The 13,055-nt window shown below is 60.5% G+C and carries 10 protein-coding genes; all 10 read right to left on the reverse strand.

Features of this window, described 5'->3' with window-relative positions; all coding sequences use genetic code 11:
* Positions 1-186 precede the first annotated feature (186 nt).
* A complete protein-coding gene (locus J2Y86_RS11310) occupies positions 187-1,533 on the reverse strand; it encodes a carbohydrate porin (RefSeq protein WP_253431068.1) in 1,347 nt (448 codons plus the stop codon).
* Between the two features lie 226 nt (positions 1,534-1,759).
* Entirely contained in the window at positions 1,760-2,920 is a 1,161-nt protein-coding gene (locus J2Y86_RS11315) for an ABC transporter ATP-binding protein (RefSeq protein ID WP_253431071.1), read from the reverse strand.
* Between the two features lie 2 nt (positions 2,921-2,922).
* The gene (locus J2Y86_RS11320; protein WP_253431074.1) at positions 2,923-3,768 is read right to left on the reverse strand and encodes a carbohydrate ABC transporter permease; all 846 of its coding nucleotides are present in this window, start codon (positions 3,766-3,768) and stop codon (positions 2,923-2,925) included.
* Entirely contained in the window at positions 3,761-4,669 is a 909-nt protein-coding gene (locus J2Y86_RS11325) for a carbohydrate ABC transporter permease (protein WP_017340433.1), read from the reverse strand. The genes J2Y86_RS11320 and J2Y86_RS11325 overlap by 8 nt, the downstream gene beginning before the upstream one ends.
* A gap of 152 nt (positions 4,670-4,821) precedes the next feature.
* Complete coding sequence (locus tag J2Y86_RS11330; protein WP_253431077.1) at positions 4,822-6,123, reverse strand: ABC transporter substrate-binding protein; 1,302 nt, start codon at positions 6,121-6,123, stop codon at positions 4,822-4,824.
* A gap of 117 nt (positions 6,124-6,240) precedes the next feature.
* Positions 6,241-7,500, reverse strand: coding sequence for a D-mannose isomerase (locus J2Y86_RS11335; RefSeq protein ID WP_253431081.1), 1,260 nt, complete (start codon positions 7,498-7,500; stop codon positions 6,241-6,243).
* A gap of 263 nt (positions 7,501-7,763) precedes the next feature.
* Positions 7,764-9,233, reverse strand: coding sequence for an ATP-binding protein (locus J2Y86_RS11340; RefSeq protein WP_253431084.1), 1,470 nt, complete (start codon positions 9,231-9,233; stop codon positions 7,764-7,766).
* Positions 9,223-9,954, reverse strand: coding sequence for a response regulator (locus J2Y86_RS11345; RefSeq protein WP_007903365.1), 732 nt, complete (start codon positions 9,952-9,954; stop codon positions 9,223-9,225). The genes J2Y86_RS11340 and J2Y86_RS11345 overlap by 11 nt, the downstream gene beginning before the upstream one ends.
* 174 nt (positions 9,955-10,128) lie before the next feature.
* A complete protein-coding gene (locus J2Y86_RS11350; protein WP_253431087.1) occupies positions 10,129-11,079 on the reverse strand; it encodes a glucokinase in 951 nt (316 codons plus the stop codon).
* Entirely contained in the window at positions 11,076-12,902 is a 1,827-nt protein-coding gene (gene edd / locus J2Y86_RS11355) for a phosphogluconate dehydratase (protein WP_253431090.1), read from the reverse strand. Before edd ends, J2Y86_RS11350 begins: the two co-directional genes overlap by 4 nt.
* Positions 12,903-13,055 lie beyond the last annotated feature (153 nt).

Here is a 13,055-nt window from a genome sequence, read left to right on the forward strand (position 1 = left end):
AAGCAGTCGTAAACCATTGCGTACGGTGTTCCTGGCACACCGCGGTGTCAGATTCGGGGGCGCTTCGCAGCCAACGGGGATAAATCCCCTCGCCACGGTTGTTCTTGGCATACCACACAAAAAAAAGCGGACAGCCTGGGCTGTCCGCAAAAATGCGCACATAGAGAGGAGCTTATCGCAACAGCGTCAGAACACCGACTGAATTTTCAGGCCGGCCACCAGCGCGTTGTCGACGTCATCCACACCGCCCGGGTGAGTGATGTATTGCAGGTTAGGACGCACGGTCAGCCAGTTGGTAACGTGGAAGCCGTAGTTGATTTCGTAGTTGTATTCAGTGTCACGCAACGGTGCAAAACGCGGATCTTCGTACTCGGTGACGCCATTGGAGGCATTGACCAGCTCGGCGTTTTTCTTCACGTCATCGTTGACATGGATACGGGCGAAACCGATACCGACGTCATCTTTCGGACGTGCATCGAACGGGCCCTTGTACACAAACATCAGCGACTGATAGTTGTCGACGATGTTGGTGTCCTTGTCGTGGAACGTGGCGTTGGCCGAAACGGTCAGGCCGCGGCTCTTGTCACCGTTGTGGTCGGTCAGCTGCTGCTGCGCCACGAACCAGTAGCCGGACTTGCTGCTGTGGCTGCGGTAAGCGTTGCCGCTGGTGGCCGCATCATTGCCATTGTCGTCTTCACGAACGTCATCGGCGCTGGCCGTGCTTTTGTAGTAACCGACACGGTACTCACCCGGCAGATTGTTCGGGTTAGGCAACCAGACCAGCTCGACTGGCAACACGGTGCCCTTGGTGCCACTGCCGCTGAGCTTGAAGCCGTTACCGTGCTCCAGTTGCGACGGGTTCTGGTTGTACGCGCCGATCTGCGCATAGAACTCAGGCGAGATGTTGTACTTCACGCGGATAGCGGCCTGGCTGACGGGCCAGTTGTACCAGATGTTGGTCGCCCAGTTACCCACCTGGGAACCGCAGAACGCCAGGTTCTGGAACTCGCACGGGAAGGTATTGAAGTCTTCGCCTTCGCCGAAGTAACCGGCCTTGACGTCCAGTTTGCCGTCGAGGAACTGGTGCTTGATCCACAACTGGGTCAGACGAACCATATGGCCGCGACCGTAGACTTCCTGGGAGGAACTCAAGGTGCCGGCACGCGGATCGCCGACGCGGTCGTTGGAGATGTTTTCACCGTTACGGTTGGTCAGCTGGATCTTCGCCTGGGTGTTATCCCAACCCCACAACTTTTGCAGGTCAAGCGCCACGCCCAGGCCGAACTGGTCGGAGTAACGCGCCGTCTTGTCGTTGTTGTAGCCGCCGTGGAGGTTGCCGCCCACTTCACCGACATAGTCCATCTTGATGTCGATGCCCTGCTCGATCAGCTTGGTCCGCTCGCCACCCCAATCGCCGGTCATCCACTCGGAATCGGCGCTGAACGCGTCAGCCGCGTGCACACTACCGGCCAGCATCATTGCCGCAATCGCTGACAACTGGCAGATAAGCTGAGCGTTGTTGTTCTTCTTCATCCCTACATCCTCGTTTTATTGTTATTAACTGTTTTTATCTAACGCGGTTACATCAGTTGCGGCGAATGACAGGCCATCCACCGCGGTATCCCCCTGCAGGAACGGCTCTTTGTGGCGAGGGGATTTATCCCCGTTGGGGTACGAAGTACCCCAAAGAATGGGACTGCTGCGCAGTCCAACGGGGATAAATCCCCTCGCCACAAAGGCTCGCTCCTACATTGATTTCCTATCGGCCTTTGAATTGGGTCACGTTGGCACTGTGCACTTCGGTCTTTGGCAGGCCGGCCACCCCCAGGCGCTCCCCGGTCTTGGCATCGAACAGCAACACTTTCGATGGATCGAATTGCAGGGTCAGGGTCTCGCCCACGGCCGGCGCAACGTCCGGCGCCAGGCGGCAGCAGACCTTGGTGTCGTTGAGATTGACGAAGACCAGTGTGTCGGGACCGGTCGGCTCGGTGACCTGGACTTCGGCGCGAATGGTCGGCAAACCGTTCGGCTCGCTGCCCGCCAGCACGATCTGCTCCGGGCGCATGCCGAGGATCACTTCGCGGTCTTCCAGACCTGCGTCCTGCATGCCCAACGGCAATTCGCAACGCGCCTGACCACTGTCGAGCAGCGCCAACAGACGACCGTCCTTGCGCTGCAAGCGCAGGGGGATGAAGTTCATCGGCGGCGAACCGATGAAGCTCGCCACGAACAGGTTGGCCGGGTTGTTGTAGATGTCTTTCGGCGTGCCGAACTGCTGAATGATCCCGTCCTTCATCACCGCCACCTTGTCGCCCAGCGTCATCGCTTCGATCTGGTCGTGGGTCACGTAGACCGTGGTGGTTTTCAGGCGCTGGTGCATCAGTTTCATTTCGGTGCGCATCTCGACGCGCAGCTTGGCGTCGAGGTTGGACAGCGGTTCGTCGAACAGGTAAATCTTCGGCCGCCGCGCCAACGCACGGCCCATCGCCACGCGCTGTTGCTGGCCACCGGAGAGCTGGCCCGGCTTGCGATTGAGCAAGTGTTCGATCTGCAGCAGCTTGGCGACCCGCGCCACTTCCGCCTCGATATCGGCGGCCGGCATTTTGCGGATCTTCAAGCCGAAGGCGATGTTCTCGCGCACGCTCATGGTCGGGTACAGCGCGTAGGACTGGAACACCATGGCGATGTCACGGTCTTTGGGGCTCATGCCGCTGACGTCCTGATCACCGATCATGATCGCGCCGCCGGTAATGGTTTCCAGGCCAGCGATGCAATTCATCAGGGTCGATTTGCCGCAACCCGAAGGACCGACCAGGATCAGGAACTCACCGTCCTTGATCGACAGTTCGATATTCTTGAGGGTGTCCGGCAGGCCGGCGCCATAAGTCTTGTTTACGTTGCGAAGTTCGAGCGTTGCCATGATTACCCCTTGACTGCGCCGGCCGTCAGCCCGCGCACGAAATACTTGCCTGCGACCACATAGACCAGCAGGGTCGGCAGCCCGGCGATCATCGCCGCCGCCATATCAACGTTGTATTCCTTGGCCCCGGTACTGGTGTTGACCAAGTTGTTCAGCGCCACCGTGATCGGTTGCGAATCACCGCTGGAGAACACCACGCCGAACAGGAAGTCGTTCCAGATCTGGGTGAACTGCCAGATCAGGCAGACCATGATGATCGGGGTGGACATCGGCAGGATGATCAGCCGGAAGATGGTGAAGAAACCCGCGCCATCCAGCCGTGCGGCCTTCACCAGCGCATCGGGAACGCTGACGTAGTAGTTGCGGAAAAACAGCGTGGTGAACGCCAGGCCGTAGACCACGTGCACGAACACCAGGCCCGTGGTGGTGCTGGCCAGGCCCATTTTGCCGAGGGTGAACGAGGCCGGCAGCAGGACGGTCTGGAACGGCAGGAAGCAACCGAACAGCAGCAGGCCGAAGAACAACTGCGAGCCGCGAAAGCGCCACATCGACAGCACATAACCGTTCAGCGCACCGATGGCGGTGGAGATCAGCACCGCCGGGACGGTGATCTTGATCGAGTTCCAGAAGTACCCGTCGACGGTGGCCCAGGCCTTGACCCAGCCAATGCCGCTGACCACCGTCGGCCAGCTCAGCAGGTTGCCGGTGTTGATGTCTTCCGGCGTCTTGAAACTGGTCAACAGCATGACCACCAGCGGTATCAGGTAAAGGCATACGGCCAGGATCAGCACGCCGTAGATCGCGATGCGACTCAGGCTGATGGAAGGTTTGGCAGCGAAACTAGTCATGACGCTTGGTCCTCAGCTCGGAGTACAGGTAAGGCACGATGATTGCGAGAATCGCACCGAGCATCAGAATCGCACTGGCCGAGCCCATGCCCATCTGGCCGCGACTGAACGTGAAGGAATACATGAACATCGCAGGCAGGTCGGAGGAGTAACCCGGGCCACCGGCCGTCATCGCCGCCACCAGGTCGAAACTCTTGATCGCGATGTGAGCGAGGATCATCACGGCGCTGAAGAACACCGGGCGCAGGCTCGGCAGCACCACTTTGAGGTAGATGCGCGGCATGCTCGCACCATCGATCTGGGCGGCACGGATGATCGATTGATCGACGCCACGCAGACCGGCGAGGAACATCGCCATGATGAAGCCCGAGGCTTGCCAGACTGCAGCGATCACCAGGCAATACACCACGCGATCCGGATCAATCAGCCAGTCCAGGCGAAAGCCTTCCCAGCCCCAGTCACGCAACAATTTGTCCAGGCCCATGCCCGGGTTGAGCAGCCATTTCCAGGCCGTGCCGGTGACGATCATCGAGAGCGCCATCGGGTACAGGTAAATGGTGCGAATGAAGCCTTCACGACGAATGCGCTGGTCAAGAAACACCGCCAGCAGCACACCGATCACCAGGGTGATGCCGATAAACATGCCACCGAACACCGCGAGGTTCTTGCTCGCCACCCACCAACGGTCGTTGTCGAACAGCCGCTGGTATTGCGCCAGACCCGCCCACTTGTAAGTCGGCAGAAAGGTCGAACTGGTGAACGACAGCACGAACGTCCAGAGGATGTAGCCATAGAAGCCCACCAGTACGATGAACATGCTCGGCGCCAGCACCAGTTTCGGGAGCCAGCGCTGCAATGCATCGAACGGCGAGGCCTTGCTGAACACAGCAACAGAACTCATGGGAAGATCCAGTACGTAGAAAAAGGATTACAAGCGCACTCCTTGTGGGAGCGGGCTTGCTCGCGAAGGCGGTGTGTCAGTCGACATCTGTGTTGAATGTCAGTCCGCATTCGCGAGCAAGCCCGTTCCCACAGGGAGGGGTGCTCTAACGGTTACTTGGCAGCTTTGATGGCCGTACCGAGTTGCTTGGCAGCCGTGGCCGGATCGGCCTTCGGGTCGTTGATGAAGTTGGTCACGACATCAAAGAACGCACCCTGTACCGCCAGCGTGGTCGCCATGTTGTGCGCCATGCTCGGCTGCAGGCCGCCGGACTTGGCGTCCGCCAGGAAGTCCTTGGCCGCGGTCTGGGCGCAGGAGTCGAAACCGTACTTGCCCATGTCGCTCAGCATGTCGTTTCGAACCGGGATCGAGCCCTTGTTGATGCTGAAGACTTTCTGGAAGTTTTCACCCAGCACGATTTTCGCAATGTCCTGCTGAGCGGCTGCAGTACCCTGGTCTTTCTGCTTGAACACAGCCAGGGAGTCGATGTTGTAGGTGAACGCTTTTTCGGTGCCCGGGAAGGCTACGCACTCGTAGTCCTTGCCAGCGACTTTCTTGGCCGCTGTCCACTCGCTCTTGGCCCAGTCACCCATGATCTGCATGCCGGCCTTGCCGTTGATGACCTTGGCCGCTTCCAGGTTCCAGTCCTGGCCTTTGCCGTCGACGTCCATGTAGGTCGCGACTTTCTTCAGTTCGGTTAGGGCCTTGACCATCTCAGGACCGGTCAGAGCGCCGTTGTCCAGATCGACCAGGGCTTTCTTGTAGCCGTCGACGCCCATGACCGAAAGCACCACCGCTTCGAACACGGTGCTGTCCTGCCAAGGCTGGCCGCCGTGGGCAAGGGCGATGAAGCCTGCTTTCTTGAGTTTGTCGCCAGCGGCGTAGAACTCTTCAAGGGTGGTCGGGGCTTTTTCGATCCCGGCTTTCTTGAAGACTTCCGGGTTGATCCACAGCCAGTTGACGCGGTGAATGTTCACCGGCACGGCCACGTAGTCACCCTCGTACTTCACGGTATCGGAGACTTTCTTGTCGAGCAGACTGTCCCACTTCTCGGATTTAGCGGCGTCTTTCAAGACGTCGGTGTCGAGCAGGCCGGTGGACGCCCATTCCTGGATGTCCGGGCCTTTGATCTGCGCTACGCCCGGCGGGTTACCGGCAACGGCGCGGCTCTTGAGCACGGTCATGGCAGTCGCACCGCCACCACCGGCAACAGCGCCGTCCTTCCAGGTGAAACCGTCTTTTTCGACTTGGGCCTTGAGCACATCGACAGCGGCTTTTTCGCCACCGGATGTCCACCAGTGAACGACTTCTACCGAACCTTTGGAATCGGCGGCAAGTGCACTGAGGGGGAATGCAGAGATTGGAAGCAATGAGGCAAGAGAAATGACAGTAGCGAGGCGAGAAATCGCATTCATCTAGAATTACCTTTCTTGTTGTTATGCATGCAAGTCTGGTGCTTGCGCTGCATAGGATTTTAAACAGGAATCGTCCCCTCGCAGGTAACGAAGGGACGCGTGAATGTCACCGCATGGTTACATAGAACCGCTCTGGGACAACCTCGCCAAGGCACTGGCCATGCTCGGCGCCAGTGGCAGGCGCGGAATCAGCACGGCTTGCCAGGCGTGGTAGAGATCGGGTTTGCCGGCCCAGATATCCGCGCTCGGGCGGTTCTGCGGATCGAGTTCATGGTGCCAACTGCCATCGCAACGATCGATGAAATGACTGTCACAAAATTCCCAGAACAGTCGGTACCAGGTTTCGTATTGCGCCCCGCCCGTGCGTTTGAGCAACGCGCTGGCGGCGGCGCTGGCTTCGCAATGGGTCCAGTGCAGGCGATGGCGCACCACCGCGCGGTTGTCCCAGTCGAGGGTGTAGACAATCCCGGGCAGCCCGTCGATTTCCCAGCCGTGACGGCAGTTGTGCTCGAAGAGTTTTTGCGCGTCGGTGGCGAGCCAACCCGGCGTCAGCATCCCGGCCTGCACCCGCGCCGCTTCGAGGTGCAGCAATAGCCGCGCCCATTCGAAGCCGTGGCCCGGCGTAGTGCCGTAAGGACGGAAACCGTCGGCCGGGTTGTCGTGGTTGTATTCGCGCAGCGGCTGCCAGTCGTGGTCGAAATGCTCGACGACCAGGTAATCGTTGGCGGCGGCGTGACCATGGATCACGCGCTCGACGATCCGTTGCGCACGGCACAACCAACGGTTGTCTTCAGTGACATCGGCCAAGGCGAGGAACGCTTCGGTGGCGTGCATGTTGCTGTTGGCGCCGCGATAGCGTTCTTCTTCACTCCAGTCGCGGTTGAAGGATTCGCGCATCGCGCCCTCCTCCTCGCTCCAGAAATGCGTGTCGATAATGTTGATCGCGTCATCGAGCAAGGCTTGCGCGCCGGGACGTTGCGCGACCACCGCAGAGCTGGCGGCCAAGGCGACAAACGCGTGCAGGTACGCCGCTTTGCCGGTGTTGCCGTCGCGGTGTTCAGGGGCGGCGAACCAGCCACCGTGTTCGGCATCCTTCAACGGGCCGCTGAGTGCCTGGACGCCGTGATCCACCAGCTCGGCGAAACCCGGCAGGCCCTGAATGTGCGCCATGGCGAAGCTGTGGGTCATGCGCGCGGTGTTCATGGTTTCGGCGTGGGCGTTGGCCGGGAGCCGACCCTTTTCATCGAGATTGCCGAAGCCTTCAGGGAGCTTCGAGGCCTTGGCAAACGCCAGCAGGCGCAGGCCTTCGGCGGCGAGCCATTGCTGATGGGCCGGTGCGTTCAGCCAACTGCTGAAGGCGGGTTGGAAGGTGTCCATGGGGTGCCTTTTTTGTTGTTATGACTGCGGGCAGTCTAAACAACGGGCGGGGGCGGGCTTGTAACGAAGGGGGCGAGTTATGTCACCGGGTTGTGACATTCACCCGGATTCTGTGACGAGTGATGATATGTGGTGAGGGGATTTATCCCCGTTGGGTGGCGAAGCCGCCCCAAAATCTACAATTGCGGTGTATCAGGTATGGCGAGTGCAACGGTTCACGACTGCTGCGCAGCCGAACGGGGATAAATCCCCTCGCCACAGGGTTAATCAACACTACGCGGCAACTGAAGTGTCACCCGCAACCCACCTTCACGCAGGTTTTGCAGGCTGACTTCCCCGCCATGGCTATGGGCAATATTGCGCGCAATCCCCAACCCCAACCCATACCCCTGCTGCTGCCCGGCCAGACGAAAGTGCGGTTCGAACACCTGCTCGAGTCGCTGCTCCGGCACACCCGGCCCTTCATCATCGACATGCAGGACAAATGCGTTCTCGTCGTCATCGATATGCAGGTGCGCGTTCTGCCCGTACTTCAGGGCGTTGTCGATCAGGTTGCCGATGCAACGCTTGAGCGCCAGCGGTTTGCCCGGATACGCCGCCAGCGCCCGCCCCTGCTGGGTCACGCGACCATTGCCATTGGGCGCCAGGTACGGCTCCACCAGACAATCGAGCACATGGTTGAGGTCTACCGGTTCGATGTTCTCGTGGATGTCGGTGTCTTTCACGCATTGCAGTGCGCCTTTGACCAGCAACTCCAGCTCATCCAGATCGCGGCCGAATTTGGCTTGCAGCTTTTCGTCTTCAAGCAATTCAACCCGTAGCCGCAAACGGGTAATCGGCGTGCGCAAATCGTGGGAAATCGCGCTGAACAACTGGCTGCGCTCGGTCAGGTAACGGCTGATGCGTTCGCGCATGGCATTGAACGCACGGCCCACTTCGACCACTTCACTGCCGCCGCCCTCGGCCACCGGCTCGACTTCGGCACCCAGCGACATGTCGCGCGCTGCCCGCGCCAGGCGTTTGAGTGGACGACTTTGCCAGTGCACCAGCACGCCGATGAACAACAGCAAAAAGCCGCTGGTGAGGACGATGAACCAGACTTGCTGCGCCGGCAGACCTTGCTCTTCAAGACTGGTGTACGGCTCGGGCAACAGCGAAGCGATGTACAGCCATTCCCCCGGCGCCATCTGGATTTGCGTGACCAGCACCGGCGGGTTCACCGGCTCCAGGGTCAGCGCGTAATGCGCCCAGGAACGCGGCAGCTCATCGAGTTTCAGCCCGCTATTGAAGATCCGCAGGTCGTCGGGGCTGACGAAGGTCACCGAGATATCCGTGTCGTGGCCCAGTGACTGACGCAGCACTTCATCCACCGCTTTGAGCACCGCTTCCTTGCGCGGGGTGATCGGCAGCACTTGCATGCCCAAGGGTTTGTCGTTGAGGGTCACCACGAATCGGGTGCCGCCCATGCTGCGTAACTGGTCAAGCACCAGCGGCCTGAAGGCGACCGGCAACGAGCGGAAATAACTGACACTGGCAGTCATCGAATGAGCAAGGCTACGGGCACTGGTGACCAGGCCTTCAAGCTGCGTGGCGCGCAGTTGCGAGACCCAGATCACGCTCGACAACGCCTGGGCGAACAACACCGCCAGCAGCGTCAGCAGCAACATCCGTCCGAGCAGCGAACGGGGTACAGGCACCTTGGCCGCGAGCTTGCGGAAAAACTCAGTGACCATTGCTGGCAACCACATTGGCTGCCAATTGATAGCCGCTGCCGCGCACGGTGCGGATCAGCCGCGGAGGCTTTTCAGTATCGCGCAGACGCTGGCGCAGACGGCTGACCGCCATGTCGACGATGCGGTCCAGCGGCATCAGGTCGCGGCCACGGGTGGCGTTGCCGATGGTGTCGCGGTCGAGGATTTCCTGGGGGTGATCGAGGAACAGTTTCAGCAGGGCAAAATCGGCGCCGGAGAGAATCACTTCTTCGCCGTCGATGTGGAACAGTCGATGGCTGACCATGTCCAGCCGCCAGTCATCGAACGCCAGCACTTCGCTGCCGGAGCGCTCCTGACCGAACTGCGCGCGGCGCAACAAGGCTTTGATGCGCGCCTGCAATTCACGGGGGCTGAAGGGTTTGCCGAGGTAGTCGTCGGCACCCAGTTCCAGACCGATGACGCGGTCGGCTTCGTCGGAGCTGGCGGTGAGCATGATGATCGGCACCTGCGCCTGGCGCGGGTGCTGGCGGATCCAGCGGCAGAGGCTGAAGCCGTCTTCGTCGGGCAGCATCACGTCGAGGATCACCAGATCGCTCGGCGCCTCGTTCAAGGCCTGGCGGAAACCGGCGCCGTCGGGCGTGGTACGCACCTGGAAACCCGCGCGGGTCAGGTAGGTGTCCAGCAACTCGCGTATCTCTTGATCGTCATCGACCAACAAAATCGACTTGTTGACTGAGCTCACGGGGCGGCGTCCTTGTTGTTTGAATGGGGCGGATTATGCCTGATCGATTATGAATCCATATGTCTGTGAGGGCCTCTTCGCGGACAAGCCTCGCTCCTACAGGATTGGCGTCGATCCACAGAACACCGACAACCTGTAGGAGCGAGGCTTGCCCGCGAAGGGAGCAACTCGGTCTTACGCCTGGTCCAATGCCACACCCGCGCCCACCAACCCGGAATACGGCGCCGTCACCAGCCACACCGGAATCCCCTTGAAGTAATCGCTCATGCACCCCTTGTCGGCAAAGCACCGCGCAAAACCGCTTTCAACAAAGAAATCGGCAAACCGCGGAATCACTCCACCGACGATGAACACGCCACCGCGAGCGCCCGTGGTCAGTACGTTGTTGCCGGCTACGCGACCGAGCCAGCAGCAGAACTGCTCCAGCACTTCCAGCGCAATCGGATCACCCGCCAGACCGGCCGCGGTAATCGCTTCCGGCGTTTCGAGCACGGGCTCATGACCATCCACCGCACAAATCGCCCGATAGACTCGCGGCAAGCCGCCACCGCTCAACGCTGTTTCAGCGCTGACATGCCCGATCTCATTGAAAATGTGCTGCCACAATTGAGTTTCACGCCGGCTGCTCAACGGCAAATCGACGTGACCGCCCTCGCCCGGTAACGCGGCAAAACGGCCCTCGCCCAAGTCGAGCAACGTGCCGACGCCCAGGCCCGTGCCCGGACCAATCACCACCGCCGGCCGCAACGGTTCCGGCGTGCCTTCGCAGACCACGCGGAATTCGCCCGGCTGCAAGCGCGTCATGCCCAGCGCCATCGCCGAGAAGTCGTTGACCAGCAGCAGTTGATCGACCTGCAAGGCCTGGCAAAACGCCTTGCGGCTGAGGCGCCAGTGATTGTTGGTGAACTTGAACTCATCACCGCTCACCGGGCCGGCCACCGACAAGCACACCGAACCGATCGAGCCCGGCGCCAGTCCGAGCTCGCTCAGGTAGACGCCAATGGCTTCTTCCGGGCTGGCATGATCCGCCGTCGGCAGCACCTGGACCGATTCCAGTTGCTGGTTTTTCCACAACGCGAAACGAGCGTTGGTCCCACCGATGTCACCGACCAAAGCCAGTTTCAATTAAGCGTCTCCAGGGCAGAAGTAAAGGCGCTGGCGCCCTGCTCTGCGGAGCTGAAGGCCATGCGCATGAAACCAAACAGCTCGCGTCCGCTGCCGATGTTGTTGGCCAACAGGCCCTTGGCAGGTTCGCGCGCCGCGAATTCGTCGGCGTCCACCTTAAGCTCCAGGGTGCCTTTGACGCCATCGACGCGGATGATATCGCCCTCTTGCACCCGTGCCAAAGCACCGCCCACGTAAGCTTCGGGACTGACGTGAATCGCCGCCGGGATTTTCCCCGATGCACCGGACATGCGCCCGTCGGTGACCAGCGCCACTTTGAAGCCGCGATCCTGCAGCACCCCAAGGAACGGCGTCATCTTGTGCAGTTCCGGCATGCCGTTGGAGCGCGGGCCCTGGAAGCGCATCACCGCAACAAAATCCTTCTCGAGCAAACCGGCCTTGAACGCATCGGCAAGGTCCTGTTGATCCTGGAACACCATCGCCGGTGCTTCGACGATCTGGTTTTCCAGCGCGACAGCGGAAACCTTCATCACGCCGCGACCGAGGTTGCCTTCCATCACGCGCAAACCACCCTCCGGCGAGAACGCGCGGGCGACCGGGCGCAGAATGTTTTCGTCGAGGCTTTCGATCGGGCCTTCGCGCCAGACCAGCTCACCGTTATCGAGGAACGGTTCCTTGGTGTAGCGGCTCAGGCCGTGGCCGAGCACAGTGTTGACGTTTTCGTGGAGCAACCCGGCTTCCAGCAGTTCGCGGATCAGGAACGACATGCCGCCCGCCGCCTGGAAGTGGTTGATGTCGGCTTTGCCGTTCGGGTAGACGTGGCTCAGGGTCGGCACGACTTCGGAGAGGTCGGCCATGTCCTGCCAGGTCAGTTGAATGCCCGCTGCCATGGCGATGGCCGGCATGTGCAGCGTGTGGTTGGTCGAACCGCCGGTGGCGTGCAGCGCCACGATCGAGTTGACCAGCGAGCGCTCGTCGACGATTTCGCCGATCGGCATGAAGTCGCCGTTCTGCTTGGTCAGGCGCGTGACCTGGTGCGCCGCCTCGCGAGTCAGGGCATCGCGCAACGGTGTGTTCGGGTTGACGAAAGAGGCGCCCGGCAGGTGCAGGCCCATGACTTCCATCAGCAACTGGTTGGTGTTGGCGGTGCCGTAAAAGGTGCAGGTGCCAGGGCTGTGGTAGGACTTCATTTCCGATTCCAGCAGCTCTTCACGCGTGGCCTTGCCTTCGGCATAACGCTGGCGCACATCGGCTTTCTGTTTGTTGGAAATGCCCGAGACCATCGGCCCGCCCGGCACGAAGATCGTCGGCAGATGACCGAAACGCAGCGCGCCCATCATCAGGCCCGGCACGATCTTGTCGCAGATGCCCAGCATCAGCGCGCCGTCGAACATGTTGTGGGAAAGGGCAACCGCGGTGGACAGCGCGATCACTTCACGGCTTGGCAGGCTCAGTTCCATGCCCGGCTCGCCCTGGGTCACGCCATCGCACATGGCCGGGGTGCCACCGGCGAACTGGCCGACAGAGCCGATTTCGCGCAGGGCTTTCTTGATCTGTTCAGGAAAGACTTCGTACGGCTGGTGCGCCGAGAGCATGTCGTTATATGACGAAACAATTGCAATGTTCGCGGAGTTCATCATCCGCAGGCTGTTCTTGTCTTCGGTGCCGCAACCGGCCACGCCATGGGCGAAGTTGGCGCATTGCAGCTTGCCGCGCATCGGACCGTCGCTGGCTGCACCGCGAATGAGCGCAAGGTAAGCCTCGCGGGTTGCGCGGCTGCGGGCGATAAGCCGTTCGGTGACCTCAAGGACGCGGGGATGCATGTGTAGAACTCCAGGCTAACGGATGTGGCGACCTGATTGTCTATGCTGATCAAGAGCCGTTGTCGATGGGATGACGGACGGTTTTCTTGATCGGTCGGACCAGTTGATTCAGGTCACTCGTTGTAGATTGAACAAAATATTGCCACTAAAAAG

This window comes from Pseudomonas migulae (genome assembly GCF_024169315.1).
GTDB classification, from domain to species: Bacteria; Pseudomonadota; Gammaproteobacteria; order Pseudomonadales; family Pseudomonadaceae; genus Aquipseudomonas; species Aquipseudomonas migulae_B.

What these genes read in the sequence shown, in the direction of transcription:
- J2Y86_RS11310 (WP_253431068.1), bottom strand. Translation starts at nt 1,533, where the DNA reads ATGAAGAAGAACAACAACGCTCAGCTTATCTGCCAGTTGTCAGCGATT.
- J2Y86_RS11320 (WP_253431074.1), bottom strand. Translation starts at nt 3,768, where the DNA reads ATGACTAGTTTCGCTGCCAAACCTTCCATCAGCCTGAGTCGCATCGCG.
- J2Y86_RS11315 (WP_253431071.1), bottom strand. Translation starts at nt 2,920, where the DNA reads ATGGCAACGCTCGAACTTCGCAACGTAAACAAGACTTATGGCGCCGGC.
- J2Y86_RS11340 (WP_253431084.1), bottom strand. Translation starts at nt 9,233, where the DNA reads ATGGTCACTGAGTTTTTCCGCAAGCTCGCGGCCAAGGTGCCTGTACCC.
- edd (WP_253431090.1), bottom strand. Translation starts at nt 12,902, where the DNA reads ATGCATCCCCGCGTCCTTGAGGTCACCGAACGGCTTATCGCCCGCAGC.
- J2Y86_RS11330 (WP_253431077.1), bottom strand. Translation starts at nt 6,123, where the DNA reads ATGAATGCGATTTCTCGCCTCGCTACTGTCATTTCTCTTGCCTCATTG.
- J2Y86_RS11335 (WP_253431081.1), bottom strand. Translation starts at nt 7,500, where the DNA reads ATGGACACCTTCCAACCCGCCTTCAGCAGTTGGCTGAACGCACCGGCC.
- J2Y86_RS11325 (WP_017340433.1), bottom strand. Translation starts at nt 4,669, where the DNA reads ATGAGTTCTGTTGCTGTGTTCAGCAAGGCCTCGCCGTTCGATGCATTG.